The organism is Shimazuella kribbensis DSM 45090 (assembly GCF_000428065.1).
GTDB classification, from domain to species: Bacteria; Bacillota; Bacilli; order Thermoactinomycetales; family Thermoactinomycetaceae; genus Shimazuella; species Shimazuella kribbensis.
On the sequence record NZ_ATZF01000007.1, the window covers coordinates 134368 to 153872 of the forward strand.

Annotated in this window: 15 protein-coding genes and 2 pseudogenes; 4 read left to right on the top strand and 13 right to left on the bottom strand. The window is 37.5% G+C overall.

The window, feature by feature from the left end:
* Positions 1-199: 199 nt before the first annotated feature.
* From A3GQ_RS24310 to A3GQ_RS0112325, 4 genes and pseudogenes are all read right to left on the bottom strand, one after another.
* Positions 200-3086 (bottom strand): annotated as a pseudogene (locus tag A3GQ_RS24310) (Tn3 family transposase).
* A gap of 176 nt (positions 3087-3262) precedes the next feature.
* On the bottom strand, positions 3263-3724 hold the full coding sequence (locus A3GQ_RS0112315) for a hypothetical protein (RefSeq protein WP_028777301.1): 462 nt from the start codon (positions 3722-3724) through the stop codon (positions 3263-3265).
* A 195-nt stretch (positions 3725-3919) separates the two neighbouring features.
* On the bottom strand, positions 3920-5116 hold the full coding sequence (locus tag A3GQ_RS0112320) for an IS110 family RNA-guided transposase (protein ID WP_028777302.1): 1197 nt from the start codon (positions 5114-5116) through the stop codon (positions 3920-3922).
* Between the two features lie 304 nt (positions 5117-5420).
* Positions 5421-5768 carry a hypothetical protein gene (locus A3GQ_RS0112325; RefSeq protein WP_028777303.1) on the bottom strand — a complete coding sequence of 116 codons (348 nt, stop codon included), beginning with the start codon at positions 5766-5768 and terminating at the stop codon, positions 5421-5423.
* Positions 5769-5975: 207 nt separating this feature from the next.
* On the opposite strand from A3GQ_RS0112325, the gene A3GQ_RS0112330 reads away from it, so the two are divergent.
* A complete protein-coding gene (locus tag A3GQ_RS0112330; protein ID WP_028777304.1) occupies positions 5976-6158 on the top strand; it encodes a DUF4158 domain-containing protein in 183 nt (60 codons plus the stop codon).
* Positions 6159-6263: 105 nt separating this feature from the next.
* Here A3GQ_RS0112330 and A3GQ_RS24315 read toward each other — a convergent pair.
* The 5 genes and pseudogenes from A3GQ_RS24315 to A3GQ_RS0112360 form a co-directional block, all read right to left on the bottom strand.
* Positions 6264-7688 (bottom strand): annotated as a pseudogene (locus tag A3GQ_RS24315) (IS4 family transposase).
* Positions 7689-7950: 262 nt separating this feature from the next.
* A complete protein-coding gene (locus A3GQ_RS0112345) occupies positions 7951-9177 on the bottom strand; it encodes an ABC transporter permease subunit (protein WP_028777305.1) in 1227 nt (408 codons plus the stop codon).
* A 20-nt stretch (positions 9178-9197) separates the two neighbouring features.
* Positions 9198-10433 (bottom strand): ABC transporter permease, encoded by a 1236-nt coding sequence (locus A3GQ_RS0112350; RefSeq protein ID WP_028777306.1) that lies wholly within the window; start codon positions 10431-10433, stop codon positions 9198-9200.
* A gap of 31 nt (positions 10434-10464) precedes the next feature.
* Positions 10465-11661, bottom strand: a complete 1197-nt coding sequence (locus tag A3GQ_RS0112355) for an ABC transporter permease subunit (RefSeq protein ID WP_028777307.1) — start codon at positions 11659-11661, stop codon at positions 10465-10467.
* Positions 11654-12574, bottom strand: coding sequence for an ABC transporter ATP-binding protein (locus A3GQ_RS0112360; RefSeq protein ID WP_037464819.1), 921 nt, complete (start codon positions 12572-12574; stop codon positions 11654-11656). Before A3GQ_RS0112360 ends, A3GQ_RS0112355 begins: the two co-directional genes overlap by 8 nt.
* Positions 12575-12789: 215 nt before the next feature.
* Between A3GQ_RS0112360 and A3GQ_RS0112365 the strand changes: the two genes are divergently transcribed.
* Both A3GQ_RS0112365 and A3GQ_RS0112370 read left to right on the top strand, forming a co-directional pair.
* Positions 12790-13119 carry a PadR family transcriptional regulator gene (locus A3GQ_RS0112365; protein ID WP_028777309.1) on the top strand — a complete coding sequence of 110 codons (330 nt, stop codon included), beginning with the start codon at positions 12790-12792 and terminating at the stop codon, positions 13117-13119.
* A complete protein-coding gene (locus tag A3GQ_RS0112370) occupies positions 13116-13820 on the top strand; it encodes a hypothetical protein (protein ID WP_028777310.1) in 705 nt (234 codons plus the stop codon). Before A3GQ_RS0112365 ends, A3GQ_RS0112370 begins: the two co-directional genes overlap by 4 nt.
* 529 nt (positions 13821-14349) lie before the next feature.
* Here A3GQ_RS0112370 and A3GQ_RS0112375 read toward each other — a convergent pair.
* The 4 genes from A3GQ_RS0112375 to A3GQ_RS0112400 form a co-directional block, all read right to left on the bottom strand.
* Positions 14350-15150: a PIG-L family deacetylase gene (locus A3GQ_RS0112375; protein WP_028777311.1), complete on the bottom strand. Its 801-nt coding sequence runs from the start codon at positions 15148-15150 to the stop codon at positions 14350-14352.
* Positions 15151-15296: 146 nt separating this feature from the next.
* A complete protein-coding gene (locus A3GQ_RS0112380; protein WP_028777312.1) occupies positions 15297-15830 on the bottom strand; it encodes a M15 family metallopeptidase in 534 nt (177 codons plus the stop codon).
* Between the two features lie 1665 nt (positions 15831-17495).
* Complete coding sequence (locus A3GQ_RS0112395) at positions 17496-17711, bottom strand: hypothetical protein (protein ID WP_028777314.1); 216 nt, start codon at positions 17709-17711, stop codon at positions 17496-17498.
* A gap of 129 nt (positions 17712-17840) precedes the next feature.
* Complete coding sequence (locus A3GQ_RS0112400; RefSeq protein ID WP_028777315.1) at positions 17841-18083, bottom strand: hypothetical protein; 243 nt, start codon at positions 18081-18083, stop codon at positions 17841-17843.
* Between the two features lie 616 nt (positions 18084-18699).
* Here A3GQ_RS0112400 and A3GQ_RS0112405 point away from each other — a divergent pair.
* Entirely contained in the window at positions 18700-19296 is a 597-nt protein-coding gene (locus tag A3GQ_RS0112405; protein WP_028777316.1) for a DUF3393 domain-containing protein, read from the top strand.
* Positions 19297-19505: the final 209 nt, after the last annotated feature.

Below are 19505 nucleotides of genomic sequence, written 5' to 3' on the forward strand. Positions count from 1 at the left end.
GTCAAAGAACTAAAACAAAGTAATAGAAAGAAACTCTTCGCTAAGAAATAAGAAGATAAGTATATGTTCTTATTTCTATTTTCATGTCAAAACATCTTTTTTCTACGATATATACGTATACATATAAATACAAAAATGGAGTGGCATCTTATTTGTCGAATCGGTTCAGCACCCCAATTAGGGTGTTTTTTTTCATTTATCAAGCACTGTTACGCTGTAGAGATATTCGTTGATTCATATTCAACTGGAAGGTGCCATAAGGATTTACATGAGCATAGATCAACGGAGTAAGAGCACGGAAGTCTTCAGGATGAAGGTTCTTTAAAATGCGTTGATCATTTTCCAACAACACTTCCTGAATCATTAAAGTATTAATAAAGACTAAACAATTTTGAAGTAAATGCAAGGATAGTACAGCAACTTCTTGATCTTCGATTTGGTTTGTTTGGATCTCTCCACCTTTTCCATAAAAGATAAAACTATTGGCAGAGTTCCAATTTTCAACTACGTTCAACCTTCATGAATTTCTCTTCTTATCTCCTCTGAATGCAGATACTCACATAAAAAAATAGTCTTTATAGCCTTACCCAATTCGCCTAAAGCTCGATAGGTTGGATGGCTACTATTGCGAGTAAATCTTTTTAGTATAGCTTCTGTTTCCGCTGTACCTAAACGCAAAGCTGTAGCATACTTCATCATTTGGTCATATTGTTGCCGAATGAGTTCCCAATTGATAGGTCTTGTTAGAACAGGGGTTAAGTTAGAATAAAGATCACCTAACTCTGGCTCAGGTCGATACAATTTTTGAGAATGAATGGCTTTAAACCTTGGCATAAGCTGAAAACCTAACAAGTGGCAAAATGCAAATGCAACTTCACTTTGACCATGAGTATCAACATAATTTTTCTCTACTTCCATCTCTGTGCAATGTCGAAGTAATCCTTCCATCATTGCCGCAACTTCTGAAGAGGAACAAGATTTCAATTGTGAATAGATACAGGTGGAATTCTTCTCCACATGCCAGTAAATCATTACACCTCTACCTCGATAACGAATGTGCCATTCTGCCATCAAATTCTGATCCCATGATCCAAACTTTTTACTGTCAGAGGCACATGCAGTTGTCCCTTCACCCCAAATGTCTTGCATACGAGTTCGTAAAATGGCATTTACAACCTCCGAAAGAGCTTGTCTCAAATTCTCTTTATGAATAAATTTGCGCCTAATATACAATAAATCTCTATAGTTTTCCCCGTGATCACCTGCGGATACACGTTTTAAACCTGTATTCGTGCCTAATCCATAAAGGCAAAGAATAAGCCTTTTCTGAATGGTTTCTCGATCTAAAACTTCACGATTTCCTAGTGTCTTAAAGTGCTGGGTTAGATCTATTTGTAAATCGGTCTCTTATAAATATCAAGCAAACTTGTCATGGACCATTTTTTCATGATTTCCGTTTTGATAGCTGTGATGTGTTTGGGTTCAGGCTGAGCATCTAATGGCGTTACCGATATCCAACCAGATCCTTTTGATAAAATTCGTACTTTCTGGTTCTGACGCATACCTTTATCTAGTTTTTCAAGTGAGGTGTGCATCCTTTGTTTTAATTTTTCGATAAAATCTTCTGCTTCTATAGGTTGTTTTAATGCTGCATAATGCTCTATACGATGTGATTCAAAGTCTGCAGGAAGATCCTCTTCTGGATTCCTGTATCGATCCGCTCCAACTACCCAGATTTCTTTGCATCTAAGCTTATCTCTTACTGCTTGCAACACACTTATTTCGTAAGTAATACGGTTAATACGGTTTTCTTCTTTATCTAGTACTGTATCTAACCAAGAGGAGCGAACGACCCCTTCAATGGGAATATTATCGTCCTCAGCATAAAACCGATGATTTGTATTTGCATACTTCTTCAATAATTCCAATGCCTCAATAACAGGTCTATGAAGCTCATTATTGGATTTAAAATGAAGAATATCTAATATTTGTGGAACCATTCTTCGATAATGTGCTCCATAGGAAGCTCGCATGACCGTATACACCTTTTGACGAAAGGCAGGACCAGTGTGCTTGATTTCTTTTACTAAATCCTTCAGTGTCTGTTCATTTACTACTGGATATAGAATTTCTTTAATAATTCCATCAGGATGTTCCAATGCTTTTTCTGCCATTCGATAAAGAAGATTGGTTTTTCCGTTCACTTTTTTAAGATCATGAAGTATTTCTCGCTCTACTTTCTTTTCTGCACGAGCGCCAATTCGATGGACAATTTGAATGAGTAATTCCACCAAACTATCTGTAATTTCTCTACTTCGACTCCAAAAAAAAGCTGCAAGTAAAGTGTAGCGAATGGGATCTGGATGCCTTCGTAATTCCCGAATGTCCTCAGATACTGCTCTTTGTCTATATTTTTTTAACATTTTTGCAGGAAGATGAGAAAATAGGTTTTCTGGTAACTCTAGTTCTCGTATGGTTTGGAGTTTTTTTATCTCCTGGAAAATACTATCCAGTCCTACTCTTCCTGGATCAGAAACAAGTTCTCGAAAAGATATTGGCATTTCCTCTGCTCCTGAATCAGGTTCTTCTGTCCATAGATAGATAAGACGATCCATTTGTTTAATAGTTTGAGTTGTTATCTGGTTATATGTGTTTTGAAATATTTCTTCTTCATGTAGTTTGATAATGGATCGAAGGAACCTTTCCATACGGCCTTGAGTTGGTGGTTCCAGCTGACGTTTCCGAAGTTCTATGTATGCTTGTTCTTTTATCCAAGATAAATCGGTGTCTTGATTCAGTACCTTTGCACGTAACCATTCAGCTAGTAAATCCATATCTTCTATCGTGCTCGTCCGAAATCCAAAGTACTCCCTAATTTGTACACGATGTAATTTAGCAGATCTTCCACTGAAATCAAAGCGACTTAAAGTATCAGCTGAGACACTTACTTGCTTTGCGATGTACTTAAGAATTGGATCTGGAATTTCTAGAGCGTCTTGTGGAAATTTTCCTTTATATTGAAATATTTTGAATAAAATCGCGAAAGCTAATCGATTTTCTGGAGTTTTGTTCGACAGTAGATTCATTTCTAAAGGGGGTAGTGACAGGGTTGCTGCTCTAGTCCGCAGGATTATTTCCTAAATATGTAAAACGAAGAACCAGCCCTTTATTTAAAGCTGGTTCAGCTTATCTAGGATTGCTTTTCGACTAATTAGGTCGTTTTTTGTAATAGAAGACTTGATAAATTCGCTTAAAAACCAATTCATGTCGCCTTCTTTAACTGAAAGTTGCTATATACTCGTTTGAGACACATATCGCAATTTTTTTGATAAAACCGAATCAACTCATCCATTATCCAAAAGACGAAAACAACTGTTAAGCAAATAAAAAACAAAACCATGTCAAATGCATAATATGATCCATATAAAAACATGGGTGCTAAATGGATCATAGCTGCAACGGTTCTTTTTCGTCGTAAAGGAAGTTTCCAAGTAATCAAATCAGAGAGTAGCGAAGTACTCCCACCTATAATAAAGAGAATATAAGTCCAATAGAATAGATCTTCACCAAAAGAGGAAAGTGAATATTGAGATATTAATGAATCGCCATAATAATAAGAAATAAAACCTTTAGCACCTATGATGAAAGCAATAATAAACGAAACTAACAATTTCCGGAATACAGCTTGAAGAATGGTGATCAATTTAGAAGTACATTTCCCCATATGATTTAACCCCTCTATCACTTATTGACTATAACGTAATCCTGTGAGATATCCTTTGTCAAAGGTAAAACATGACAATTCACAAATATCTTTTTTTGGCTATTTTTGCCCAACGTCCCGAAAAGGTTCAATTAGAATTACAGCAATTGGAAATAATCTTGCGGATTAGAACAGCAACCCTGTCACTGGGCCAAGTTATGGAGTGAGATAAGGTCGTTCATGTTTTAAAATTGCATAGATCCAACGCACTAATTTGTTTGTACATGCTATGATCGCTACCTTGTAAGCCTTACCTTCTGCTCGTTTTTTATCATAGTATTCTTTCAGTTGCTGATTGACAGACTTACGTATCCCACATTGTACAGCTAAAAATAAGGCTCGCCGCAGTCGTTTGGAACCTCGTTTTGTGATGCGATTGGAGGTCGCTATAAACTTTCCTGATGCATATACACTTGGATCAATTCCTGAATACGCAATTAATTTTTTAGCATGATCAAATCTTTCAATTCCCCCGATTTCAGATAAAATGGTTGCTGCAATCTTGTCTCCAATACCAGGAACCGAGCGAAGCAGATCATATTCCTTTCTTTCCTGAGCCAAAGTATCTATTTCTTGCTCTAAGTGCGAGAGATGCTCTTGAAGCTCCAAAAGTAGAGAGATGAGCATGTGAAGGGTGATGAAATGACTGTCGTAGATCACTCTACTATTTGGGCTACACTGTGCAGCGCTTATGATTTTTTGTGCTTTTTCCTTTGCCCAACTCTCCGAACGTTTTGCTTTCTCTTGGATTAACCTCATGATTGGTTCGATTCCTACTTCCATCACCGATTGAGGGGTGGGATATGCTAGTAGGATCGTTAAAGAGGCATTGGAAAACAAATTGCCAAAAGCACCTACATAATGCGGAAAAATTTGATCAAGTACAGCTTGAAACTGTAACTTTGTTTGTACATAAGTAGCTGTCAAAGCCCCATGTTGTCTGGTTAAATGTTTCAAATTCAACAGTTGGATTGCTTGTTGTTTATAGGGTTCAAAATCCTCTTTGTAATACAAATCCCCCAAATGAAAAGCATCGATGACATCGGTTTTCACCTTCCGAAGATGTGCCTTTTTCGCTCGTTGAGAGGTCAAAGGGTTCACCACCATAAGTAAGTACTCATGTTTCTCTACTACTTGGACGACAGGCTGATGATAATGTCCGGTTGCCTCTAAAATAATGGCTGGTCGTACTCCACTTACCTTCTCTATTTCTTGAAGGATCTTCAAGAAAGATTGGAATCCCTCTTCTGTGTGTGCAAAACGAAAGCTTTTTTTGTATGGCTGATTCCTATCTAAAAACGCCTGACACTGGCTATTTCCTTTGGACACATCAATGCCTACTACTGGATTCATCATTTCCCACACCTACCCACTATTTATGCCGGTAACCCTACTCCCCTTGTCTACCATAGCTTCGCATGTAATACGAGATCTGTGTCTCAACCAGCTCAAACATAGTTAAACAAGTAGGAGGGCGAACTGTTTTTATGACGGGATCATACTCCCAAATACCACTTCGTTCTACCCGGCTACCGTGATACTACAACCATTTGTATAAAAAATGGTCATCCAGTTTTTTCTTAACTGGACGACCTTATATACGAAAATACCACTCGTGTGAGTGGTTGAAGATAGATATATTTCCCAGTGTGGCCCCTCAATGTGCGAATCGTTCACGTTCTAATGTCTTGCGATTCATTACCTCACCTAGAATAAGTGCTATTTGTTTGGCGTTCTCAAATATAGCTCGTCTGGTATGTTCATCGATAAATTTCCCTAGCCCTGGGCTCAAGTCAACAGTTACGTCCTCATTATCCTGTATTACTACTTCTAAAATTGGATTACCTTTGCTGTGCTGTTTGTAGTTCTGTAGCACATCACACGTTTCAACTATAATAGGTCTCATTTTTTCTACTAAGTCTGGATACATATCTCTGGCAATCTGTTCATTTAAAACAAAGTTAATTCCACTACCCGTAACATCCGATTGAAATAAAAAGATCATGATGTAACTCCTCTGATTTTTCTATAAATTCATTATACTATATTATCTCAGTGACAGGGTTCCTGCCTTAGTCCGTCAGATATATTCCATTTATTGGTCAAATTGCACTTCGTCGTTCAGTTGCTGGTTCTGCCCCTAATTCGAATGATCTTCTTTAACGAGAAATCCATTAGAATCAAAAATAGTTATTCGGATTGGGGGAAACTGATGAAGCAGAATTGGAGTCCAGATGAGTTGTTAGAACATTTTGGATTAGTTCCAGTTGAAAAACAACTCATTGGAAATAAAACGGGAGCAAGTCGATTAGGGTTTACTGTTTTACTGAAGTATTTTCAACAAGAAGCTAGATCCCCCATTAAAAGGGGTCACCGTACATGCCCATCAAGCTAAGAGAAGTGAAAGATGAAAAGAGAGTAAACAACATAGAAGAATCTTGGCACATGGAAAAGGATGGTACATCAAACAAGCCTAGTTAGGCTTGTTTTTAAAAATATGCTATGCTACTTTTGTGGTATATTCATAGATAACACCCAAAATGTCAAAGACTGTCTTTTTCTCATATCGGTGAGATTTTCTCCCATTTTTCTTTAGTAGGTGGAATAGGCGAAGCAGGATCTTTGCATATGCTTGGGTGTTTTCTTGTTGGATGGCTTGGTGAAACAAAGGAAAATAGGTTTGAATCATGTAAAAAGCTTTATACTCACTTAACTCCACTTGTTTTTCTTTCAGCAAAAGCTCTCGCATCCGAAACAAGGTGGAAGAACAGATAAGGATAGCAATGAGTTGCCCATACAGGTGACACTCCAACCTCTCTCGTTTCACATCCTTACATCGGTCGATCTGAAAAAAAGATTTCCATGTTTTGAACACGATCTCCACCTGCCACCGTAAGGAATAGAGGTCGTGAACATGCTCTTTTGGGACGATCTCCCAAGCAATATTGGTGATATAGATATTGATTCCGGTTAACCGTTTGCTCTTCTCCGAATACTTCATTCCTTTTTTCTTCTCTTTATAGGCTTGATCTTTTTGTCATTTCTGTACTTGAATGTCGGTAAGTCGGTACAAAATAACTCGAGTAGCTAGCTTTTTATCCCTTCCGATGTAAGCATCCCGAATTTCTATGGTTTCTCCTGGTTGCATGTGATTCATGATCTCCTCTAGATCTAGGGGGAGATACTCGGTTTGTTTCTTCAGGCTTCCATCTTGAAAATAGGTTGGTTCTGGATTCTTTTGGTAGATTCGGTTATTCAGTTTTAAACGAGAGACATAAGAAACACCTCGCTGATCCATCTGATCCAGATCCTCCAGTGAAAAATAGCCTAAATCCCGTATACACAAGTCCCCTGGTCGAAGGGTGGATAAGCAAGTGGTGCCAAAGGTTTTGTCATTCTTTTTTCCAGCACCTACATCCAGATTCAAGAACTGTCCGCTATGTAAGTCATATTCCAATTGGATTTTTACCCCAGCTGTATGACCACAGCCTCCTGCACCTGGATAATGTTCTGCCAAGGAATTTGGAACTTGGAACGTGGTCGAATCGAGAATACGAATCCGAAGAAAATGATCGCGGTATTCACTTGGGAGAGCGCTGGATAAACCTAGTTCTGCTTTCAGTAGACGTGCAAACAATTCTCGGAGAAAGGTTACCGCGTTTCTATTCATTCGCTGGTTTAATCCTTCAGCACTCATACTGATCCCTGTTGCAACTTCCAACTCACTACATAATTGAGTGAGAGATGTACTTGCTAAATTGCGGCTCAACCAAACACATAAGGTTACTAGATCTTGTCCTCGATATTTACTCGTTCGCCTTACAAATTCGCTTGATCTAGCTAACTTTTCTAATTCGGCAGACGAGAGATATTTTTGCAATACCTGTGAAAACAAATGAAGTTCTTCTTTGGTGGATACATTCACAGAAAAAACGCCATCCCTTCTTTTTTCATTCCTAAAGAAAGAATAGCGTGTTTTTTTCGGATTGGGGGATTATTTTGTTTTTAGTTTGATGGGCATGTACGGTGACCCCTATGATAGGGGAACCCTGTCACTGGGCCTTAAACTAACGACTACTGCAACCTTCGTCGTTCGGGACTTTCACCCTATAGAATAAACCCATGCCGGGCGCACATTAAAACAAAGAGTCATCTTTAAAAAGATGACTCTTTGTTAGTTACATGGTTTAAAGTGTACTTAGCATATCTTTCCGATTAAAATAAACTGCTGCTACCACTATGGAAATAACCAGCCAAATCGATAGGACTAATATCCCGATCGGTAGTGTTAGATTTGTTTGTAAATCGTGGGATAGTTCTCCACTCCAGTTACTCAGTAGATTAAGATGAACGGTAAATAACCAACCAATCCATTTGCCAATCGGAAACATCCATTGTACCAGCTGGCATATGATAATAACTGCAAATGCAACGGATGTACTGATCATCGATGACCTAAATAGAGTCGAACATAGAAAGGTAATTGTTGCGACAACCATCAATGAAATCATTAATAAAAAGAATCCAGTTAAAATATACTGCCAATGAGGAATAAGCGTAACGTGATTAAGATTTAAAATAGCAGCCATTCTTGGTGTACCTAGATTATCCATACTGATCGATTTAAATATATAGGTAACATTTATAGCTCGTGGTGCAAATGCTCCTTGGTGTCCATAGAAACCTAGGTTAATCAAAAAAAGGAACCCATAAAAACCAATTACTAAAACTGCGGTTGCGGTTAGACTGACCAACCACTTACCCAACAAGATTTTCAGACGGGAGATAGGACGTACCAATAGGAGTTTGATCGTCCCATTCGTTGTTTCACCTGATACGATATCTGCTACTAAAATTACTACCAACATTGGTAGAAAGAGAACGGATAGCTGAGCAATAATCTGTTCTGTTCTAAAGTAACTGGAGTTCCACCAAGATGGCAAAGGTTCCACTTTGTGTTTTAATCGATACTCAAGTTCTAATTTCTTTACTTGTCTGGCTGAGTACATTTCCATGTTGTTTTTTGATTTTTTATCATTTAAATAGTAATTTAAAAGGGTAAGATCTCTTTCTAAAACCCCTCTCCCATTTCCTGAGAGAATCTGCAAATCATCATGAAACGATTGTTTCTCAGCTGTCATATTAAAAATGTCATCCTTGATGTTGCTCTGATTACGTGTTGACTTTGGATTTTGTAACTCTTGTTGCCACTCCTTGATCTTTTGATCGGCTTGGGCAATCAGTTTTGGCAAGTTTGATTTCATATAGAATTGAGTTCGTGTTGTATATTCATTATAATCGATCACCGTTATAGCAAATACGATCAAAACCGCTAATCCCATCGTAACCCACAGTCTCCAGCGATGCATCATCTTCATCCATTCATTTACAAATACGCGTCTTAATTCATCCATATGATCCCCTTCTTTTCCACTTATACATTAAGTATCTCTTTGCGATTAAAATAAATTGCGGCTATTACAACCGAAAAAAGAGACCAGAATGCCAGCACAATGATTCCATCTAGCAAAGTAATATTGGTCATCAAAAATTCCGATGGAATTCCTAACCAGTTATTAAGCAAGTTTAAGTGAGCCGTGAACAGCCAGCCAATCATCCATTTGCCGCCTTTTCCTACCAGAACAACAAAGATTTGAGGAACGATAACTAGTGCAAGCGACACCCCTGTACTGACCATCGATGACTTAAAAAGAGTTGAACATAATAGGATAATTGTCGCCAATGTCATCATCGAAAATAGACTTAAGGGTACACCTGTTAAAATAAATTTCCAAATAGGGATCAAAGTTGCCATGTCATAGTGGGGAATGGCTTCTAAGGATGCTGGTAAACCGGAAATTAACGCTTGACCCTCATAAGTATAGGGAACGTCCACCGCCACAGGTACAAATGCTCCTTTGCTTCCGTAAAGTATAAAATTTATTAAAAATAGTAAACTATAAAAACCTAACACTAAGATCATCGTTGCAGTTAAACTAACCATCCATTTGCTGAAAAAGATTTTTAAGCGTGATACAGATCGAACCAATAGTAGCTTAATCGTCCCATGGGTTGTTTCACTAGACATCATATCTGACACCATTATCACAACCAGCAGTGGTAAGAACAGACCTGATGTCCTTGCAATTAGTTTAGCTACAGTTTGGTAACTTGATTGCTTCCAATAGGGCAGCGGTTCCTCTTTTTGTTTTAATTGATACACTAATTTTATTTGATTGCCTTTTTCGATGGCATAGGCTTTTCTATGCTGTTTTATTTCTTGATTATTTAATAATTGGTTTGATTTCTGTAGTTCCCTTTTGACAGCTAACCTCCAGTTACCTGAAAGAATTAGCTGGTTATTTCGAAATATGTCTTTACGATAAATTAGATCATCGATTTGATGTGGGATCTCCTCGAATCGGGTATCCGATTTTGATTTACTATTTAACTGCTGATGCAACTTTGATAGATTTATGTCGATCCGGTAAATACTTTCCTCTATTTTTTTTATGGTGTAGTGATGTTCGGCCTTATTTTGATACTGTATAAAAAGAGCCATCGATAATCCAATTGCGACCAAAATCATCAACCCCATCGCAACCCACAAGCGCCAACGATGTACGAGTTTCATCCATTCATTGGCAAACATCCGTCCCATTTCATACATTTATCCCACTCCTCATTACCAAATGTACAGTTCACGCATTTAATACATCTCTGCGGTTAAAATGTCTGCTGGCTAGTATGACTGCAACAATGGAAAACAGGGATAGGAAGGCTACTGTAAACAATATAGGATAAGTATTGGATGTGACCCCTGTCACCCATTTGGAAAATTTATCGATGAAACCTGTCCACTGAAAAAGATTACCTAGTACTACAACTGCTAAGGAAGCGCTTGTGCTAATCATTGACGATCTAAAAGCCGTTGAACATAGGAAGACAATCGTTGCTACTACCATCATGGACAACGTATTCAAACAAGCCTTAAAGATAATAAATTGCCAGTCAGGAATAATGGTTACATGCTCATAATTTGGAACTAAGGTTAATCTAGCATGTTCATTTAGTGCGCCCGGATTTACGTCATTGACATACATAGGACTATAGGAGACCCCTAGAAAATTAGGTTGAAATGCTCCATGACTGCCGTACAAAGCTAAATTGGTCAAAAATAACACAATGAAACAACCCAAACCAAGTATCAACGTAATGGTTAAACTGACTAACCATTTGCCGAAAAAAATTTTCAAACGCGAGACAGGTCGAACCAATAATAACTTGATAGTGCCGTGAGTTGTTTCGCTAGACATCATATCTGCTACTAAGATCACAACCAATATCGACAGAAAGATTCTAGACATATTCGTCATTTGTTCATTTGTTGCTTGATAACTCGATTTTTCCGTCAGTAACAATGGACGCTCATCATGTTGGAGTTGGTACTCCATTTGCAAACGTTTCCCTTCCAATTTTGCTGCTGATGCAACATTTAACTTGGAGTTTTTTAAATCTCTCGTTCTTTTTTGAAGATCGTTCTTAAAAAAGGTTTTCCAGTCACCAAACCGTATCTGCTGCTCTTTTTGCATTAATCCTTTCCACGATTGAATATCTGCACGCACAACAGCAATCTCTTTTTTGATATCACTTGGTTTACGACTTGACTTCTTATCTTTTAATTCCTGTTCCAATTTTTTTAAGTTCTGCTCTTGAGTACCAAGCACTTGTTGTCGAGATGCCTGCGAATAACTGTTTAAGCTATTTTGATAGTTCATATATCCAGAGACTGATAGTCCAATAGCCACTACCAACATCAAGCCTACTGTAAACCACATCCGCAAACGGTGTATTAACTTCATAAATTCATTGGCCATTACTCGGCTTAGTTCATGCACGGATCACGCCACCTTTGTCTGAAGTTAGGATTAGGAACTGGTCTTCTAACGTTTCTTGAATAGGTTGAACCGAATGAATCATAATATTTTGACTTACCAAGAAACCTATTAGCTCTTGTACTCGTGGCTCGTCCAATTGTACTTGCAGGGTCTGTTGATCAATCTGTATATAAGGAATCTTTTGATCTTTCAAGATGGAAGAAGCGAGCGTCGTATCTTTTAACTGAATTTGGTATCCACTCGTTTTTTGTTCAATTAAGCTCGTCACACTTTGTTCCGTAATTACTTTTCCACTTTTGATAATAGCAACCCGATCACACATCAGTTCAATCTCACTCAACAGGTGACTAGAAATAAATACCGCTATATCTGTAGAAGCTAAATGTCGTATTAGCTTACGAAAATCATGAATTCCTTCGGGATCTAAACCGTTGGTTGGTTCATCTAAAATTAATAGTTTAGGGTTACCTAGCAATGCTTGGGCTAAACCCAAACGCTGGCGCATTCCTAATGAGTAAGTTTTTACCTTGTCATCAACATACTCTTTTATATCAACCATTTCGATTACTTCTTCGATCCTCGCCTTCATGTTGGATATACCAGCTAAGCGGGCAAAGTGAATGAGGTTCTTTCGACCCGTTAAGTACGAATATAATTCTGGATTTTCCACAATGGTACCAATTTGCGCTAACGCTTTAGCACGTTCACTCCTTATATCATATCCACCTATGCTGATTGTTCCATTTGTCGGCTTAATTAGCCCTACCATCATCCGGATGGTAGTGGTTTTTCCAGACCCATTGGGTCCAAGAAAACCATAAACCTCCCCAGCATTTACAGTTAAATCTAGTTGGTGAATAATCGTTTTCGTACCAATTTTCTTTGTTACGTTTTGTAGTTTTAGTGCTGACATCATGTACCTCCTAGTAAATAACATAATATGAGACATCTAAGAAGTATAGTAAATCAAATAATGTTGCAATGCAACATATATACTGTAACGATATATTTTTGAAATGATATGCATATAAAAAAAGGAATTTTTCATTAGATTGTAAAACAGAATATATTGATTTACTATATAGATAGCAACACTATCTATATTCGATTTTTATGGAGGTTTATGTAATGGATAAAGAAATGATGAAGGGTAGTGTAGATATTCTCGTTCTATCTATTATCAATAGAGGAGATACTTATGGATACGAGATTATGAAAGTGCTCCGTCAACGAAGTGAGGATCACTACTTGATGACTCAAGGTACTTTATATCCATCCTTAAAACGCTTAGAGAAAAAAGGATACTTGACTTCATACTGGGGAGACGCTCCCGAAACTGGAGTCAATCGGAAATTTTATTCCATTACGAATAGTGGGAAGAAAATATTAGAAGAAAAAATAATGAGTTGGAATAATATTACGAAATTAATCCAGCAATGCAGGGGGGAGCTTTCATGAACGAACTTAAATTCTATGTAAATAGCATTGTTCAACATTTAAAAATTTCAAACCGAGAGAAAATGGAACTGGCTTCTGAGTTCATGGATCATCTTTTACTTCTAAAACAAGAGTTTATCGAGCAAGAATATACGGAACAAGAATCGATTAGGATGGCTATTAATGAATTTGGTCATTCAAATGATATCACTCCTGCACTCCAACAAAGCATCAATCCATTTTATCACTGGAAAGAATACACACTTTGGGGAATGATGATCTTATACTGCAGCTATTATCTTTACGAGAACTTTCTTATCTTTTTTTATCGGAATCAGATGGTTTATGGACACTTTCTACGAGATCATTTTACTTTTGACTTCTCCCTCTTTTACGGTTCATTCACAACAACGTCTATCATAGGAATATTACTTGGATCTATCCTGAAGTATGGTCCTCTAGGATTTCTTTGGTCTCATCTATTTCGTAAAAAATTCACCTTCAATCTGATCGTAAGTCTATGTTTTCTCCAGGGGCTTCACCTGATTTCCTTTCTGATCAAATTTAATATGTTTTATGCATACAAATTTGTTTTTCATCTTATTGGTTTTGCAATAGGTTATTTGATCTGGAAGTTTGTTCGTATTATCATAAACTACTGGATAGAACGAAAACGAAGTAACAAACTAGATATTGATGGTTTAACCTTTAATAAGCCTTAGAATGTTGACGAAAATGTTATTTCATTGGAAATGAAAACGACATTTTAAAGCAAGCAGCGCTGATCATGGACGAAAGGAACTGTTACCCAGTAAAATGGGGACAAATACTCGGTATCAGCATTGTGTGACGTTTTATAAAAAATTCCAAGAGCACCTACTATTACGAATCAAAAGTGTGAAAAGCAGAAGATGACATCACAAACGATGTGATCAAGATTTCTACCAAAACCGTTAGGTTTATGGAACACGCAAAATCAAAGTAAAACTACAGAAACGAGTTCTTGTGACGAATTGGTCGCGTGATGAAAGAGAAAGGGCTTGTTTCGGTCTACACAATTCATGTCACATGGGATAGATTTCGTCAGATAAAATCGTTGTTTCCATTGTTACGACCAATTTTCACTTTTAATAGAATGAAAACTTACGCCATGCTGTGAAGCAGTTTCGGAGGAGTTGATGCTCTACTGACGCTTGGCTCCCTACTTCACCTGTCACTGGGCCTAATATATCTGATCCAGCGGAATGCATTTTACTCTGATGGATTATGTTGTCTATTTTCAATATTCGAAAGCATGGACTCAAATTGGGAAGCAACACTATGATAACCAATTGCAAAAAATCCTCCTTTCGGATTCCAAGTTTGATAGACCAGCGCAGCTTTTTTAATTCGATATGCCTGAAAAAAGTTTGGTTTTATCGTAAAACCCAGATTTTTCAGCTTTGTAAAATCATTTCGAGAAACAAATAATCGTATGTCCGAAATAATATGCTGATGATACAGATCCACAAGGGCTTGTCCACTAAGTGCATGCGATAAGGAACTATCATGTTGCGACATTGCTTTGTAACTAGCATTTGGGTATTTATAAGCATATTCTAGAATTAACTGTTTAACTGTCTTCAAATTAGGTATGGGCAGAAGAGGGCGAATATGGATATTTTCTCTTTTTACACCTAGCTGTAACAGAGCTGTCATAAACTCTTTTGTACGTGCTTGTGTAAAAGTTTGATCGTTGACATATCCATATCCCTCTTTATTGGGATCATGGATAGAACCCCACCAGTTGGACTTTCTTTGACCATTTAGTATTTTTTGTGCAACGGAACCTTCACCATTTGTATAAAGTACTATTATGACATCTCTACCAGCATCAAGATGCTGTGTAATGGCTACTCCCATGGATAATGTTTCATCGTCTTGATGAGGAATAAAAAAAATGGCCGGTTCTATCTTTTCACTGGAGAGAGCTGATTTTTTTGAAGTATACAAGAAAATAATTGCAAAACAACAAAAGAGGATAAAAATGGAAATCACGATTATGTTTTTCATTATTCAATACCTCTCCGAGTTATATAGATTTTCATGAATTAATTTGTTGAGTAGCAAAAGGAAATAGTATCTTTCTCTATTTTTATAAGAGTTTAAAAATTAAGCCTTCCATAGAATGAGTAATCTTTAGCAAGAAAAAATCATTTTTAATTCAACATTTCTTGTAATTCATCAATGGATTGTCCAAAAGTCATTTCTAAATGAGGATAATCTTTGAACTGTTCCCAGTCTCCTCCCCAAGAAAAACCTAACTTTTTAGCCTCATACACCACTTCTTGCCAATCTGAAATACCATTTTTGTTTCCATCTTTTTTGATATCCCAAGATAACTGATGTGTTTTTTCATCATAAAGAGCAAAATCAATTGCTAATCCATAGTTGTGATAGGATTGTCCTCCCTTGGCATTTGTTACAATTGGTCCAGGTTTCTTACGGCCTTGTGAATAGAGCTGGTCTTGCTGATCAAAAGAGCGGAATCCTTCTGTAATCCGAATGGATATTCCTTTCCGTTGTGCCTTTCTTATCAACTGTTCCATAGCAGATTGCACTTTTGGATGCAAATGTTGAACATTATACTCGTGATGTTTTCGCGAGTGGGAGAAGTAGTTTTTGAAGATTACGATTGTGAGAAAGATAGCTCCAATAATGCCTAATACAAAAATCCACTTTTTCTTGTTCATTTTTTCACCACTTTCTTTTCAAAATGGGTTAGTTTTACCTAGTTTTTTATATATAGTAATAGTACATATGTCGTAATGCAATGTATAAATTTGTAAAACAGAAAGAATAATAAAAAAGAGGTCTAGTGGTCGAATCCAAAATCCTTTTATTGAAATGGCTATTCATATGATCTATCAGCAAACTTGGAAAAAGAAAATGATCAAACTCAATAGAGTTTGATCATTTTTTGTGAAATTTTAATGATAATAAGAATAAGGGGTAATACCAGTGAATGTGTCATCATCCCGATGAAGGCCCAGTGACAGGGTTGCTGCTCTAGTCCGCAGGATTATTTCCATATTTTAGAATTTTGATTTTTAACTGATTTGTACTGCTTTTGTAGATAGTTTCTCTCTATCAGAAATTATACTTATTTAGAAATGACATAGAGAGAAGGGAAAGCAATAATTGAAAAGAAACTGGGGTAAGGTCGAGGAATGAGGGGCCACTCTGGAAAATATATCAATCTACTAGCCAATCAAGGCGAGGAGTAACAGATGTTTTTTCACAAGAGTGGCACTGACAGTAACGGTCGCCCTGTCTGCATGAGAGAAGACCCGATCAGAAAGTGTTTCATTCTGACATTTTCCGCTTTTTCTGGTCTCTCTGGAGAACACGGGTATGAATATTACAATCAAGCGTCGGTTGAGCGCGACTTCAACCAGTACGCTGTTCCCGACACGGTGCGAGAAGTGAAGGACATCACCTGCCAAGTGGACCACCAGTAATGTGAAGGACATCAACCATGTTCACTTATTACTTCGGTAGTAGGAGAACATGGTTGGCAGAAAATAATTTTTCGTGATATAGATTACTAGGAGTAGAAGGACTCCCCGACAAAACACAACACTAAGGATTCAATTTGTACCCCTTTAACGGACGACTGCTACTTTGTTAATAGAGTAGTAGTCGTCCGTTAAAGGCTCATGTTCAGAAAGATAAGTTTCTGGTTAGATCAAGTTATTCCTTAGATTAACTCTTTCTAACGATAGATGTGTTCACTTACTCTGTCTGATATTCAATGACCAGTTAAATAGCTTCATCTTTTTTACTGAACATTAGAGTGATTTTGTAATTAATTCCCAGAGTGGCCCCTCAATGTGGGAATCGGTGCCTTACCCCATGCCCATCAAGCTAAGAAGTTGCCAAATCACTAAATATAAAGAATGAGTACTTTTTTTGAGGATGTTCAGGGAGAAGCGGGCTCATTTTTTCGTTTTGGGGGTATTCGTGTTTCTTAGCTTGATGGGCATGGGGTCACCGTACCATTTCGGGAAAAATACACGTTTAGACATATTTTAGACACAATTCAACTGACTACCTGGGGTACAGATATTTTTACGCGGATTAACAACGTTAAGCAATTTTGATTCCCTTTTTCCTGAGGCAGTACCAGCGAACATGCCATTACCCGCAAAGTAGATTACAATTACTAGGAGGTGATGACATGGTACCTTCTAGGCCCAGTGACAGGGTTGCTGCTCTAGTCCGCAGGATTATTTCCATTTGTTGGTCAAATTAGGGTTCGTCGTTCGTTTGCTGGGGTTCCCGTACCATTTCGGCAATATCTTTAATGGGAGTTTTATTTGTAGCAAGTGTTTTAATCATTTCTTCTTCTTTCTTTCCTAATTCCTCCACAGATGGATGTAAGTATAAAAAACACTTTCTGAATCGTTCGTTATGATATCATACATCGATTCAAAGACTATGTAACTTGTACCATGTATAACAATTAAATCTTTTACCTTTAAATCCACTTTGTCATCAATTGTTAGGATGTGCCTAGTAGCCATATTGGCATCCTTAGGATTTATTTCTGTAAAATACGTTTGATATTTCATTTACATAGCTCCTTCTTTTCCAACAGTCTAAGTTCAATTTTATCAATCTCCAATATAGGGGTAGTGACAGGGTTGCTGTTCTAGTCCGTCAGATAGATTCCAGTATATGGTTTTGTTGCCCCTCTTTATTTATTTAACATACCAGCATGGACCACATCCACATCCCCCAATATCACAGCAACCATCATCCGAACTACCATCATCCCAACTGTCACTACTATAACTTTGTTGGCTACTCCAAAGCGAAGATAGAACCGGAACCGCACCAGAAACTACCAGCGCTGGAATACCAGTTAGCAAATAACCTCCTGAAACCAATTGAATTCCACTGATAGCAAAGATAAAAAAGCTCATGATGGATAAAAGAAACAAATGATCCCTCCTCTTCGTTACATCCTACTAATTTTGATTTTTCTATAAATTCATTATACTATATTATCTCAGTGACAGGGTTGCTGTCCTGATGAAACCATCTTAGATGAGGTACCGCCAACATTTTGTATGAAACCTACGCTAAGAGAAATTACGTCGCAGAACTACATTTCTACGATGTAAATTGAGCATATCGGACCAAGTAGGGCAGGAAAAACAACCTATTTTCCCTAGAAATTTTCATCGTAGAATGTCTCGGCTTAAATGAAAAACCCTTATTTTACTGAATCCGCTCCTTAACGTACAATTTTCTTTTTTGGGTACCGTGACCCCATTTCGGGGGATATGCAAAAAAACCCATGTTGTGGAACGTTTCATCAACCGATTGAAGCATTGGCGTGGAATTGCGACGCGATTTAAAAAAAGAGCAGCCTATTTCTTTGCTGCTGTTTGTGTCGCCTCTATCGTGGATTGGCTAAAGTGATTTACCAGACACGACCTAGGGAGAGTCTGCTCTATTCGATTGTAAATATTTGTAATGGGTTTTGCTCATTTATAAATCTCTAGAAAATATCTGCTATAATCAATTTGTACAAAATATGAAGGAGAGAAAAAAATGGTATTACAGAGAAAAACAATAGGTTTAATGTTGGCCATCACACTACTAATCACGGAAACATTACTAGGGGGTTGTAGCCAAAAAAGTGTGTCTAGTGACTCACCAAAAACTACATCGCCCCAATCGGATCAAAATCATACAGCACTCTTAAAACAAGCAGATGAACTTTTTAAACAAGACAAGTTGAGGCTGACAACCAGCGGCGAATTCGGTCTCCGTTCTTCTCAAAAAGAAATTGAAGCCAAATGGGGAAAAGCCGATCCAGACAGTAAAAAAGACGAACTCAAATATAGCAAACATGCTACCACATTTAAAATAGCTAATGACCTTACTGACTCAGGCGGTCAATGGCTTGTGTATAGCTTATATACAACTGATAAAAGCTATACATCTATTACTTATGACGAAGTGAAAAAAACATTGGGCAAGGCACAGTATGACGCGATAGACAAAAATGAAGATACAGGAAAACCTGAAGGGATAGTCGGGTATAATGATCCTGATGGTTCACTTAACGTGCTTGAATTCCGCTTCTCTGTTAAAGATGGAAAAATGGACAAAATATCATCTGTAGTAATAACAGAAAACAACTAAAATTAACAATTAGTAGAATAGTTGATTACCAAAATTTCAACGCTTAAACGAGCTGTCTTACATAACTCCCCCTGTCTACTTAATAGACGGGGGGAGTTATATTGATAAACAAGAAAAAGCTCCTAGTAGGGGTAGTGAGACGGTAGCTGTTCTAGTCCGTCAGATAGATTCCATTATATAGTTACGTTACCCCTCAGTCGCCGGATGCT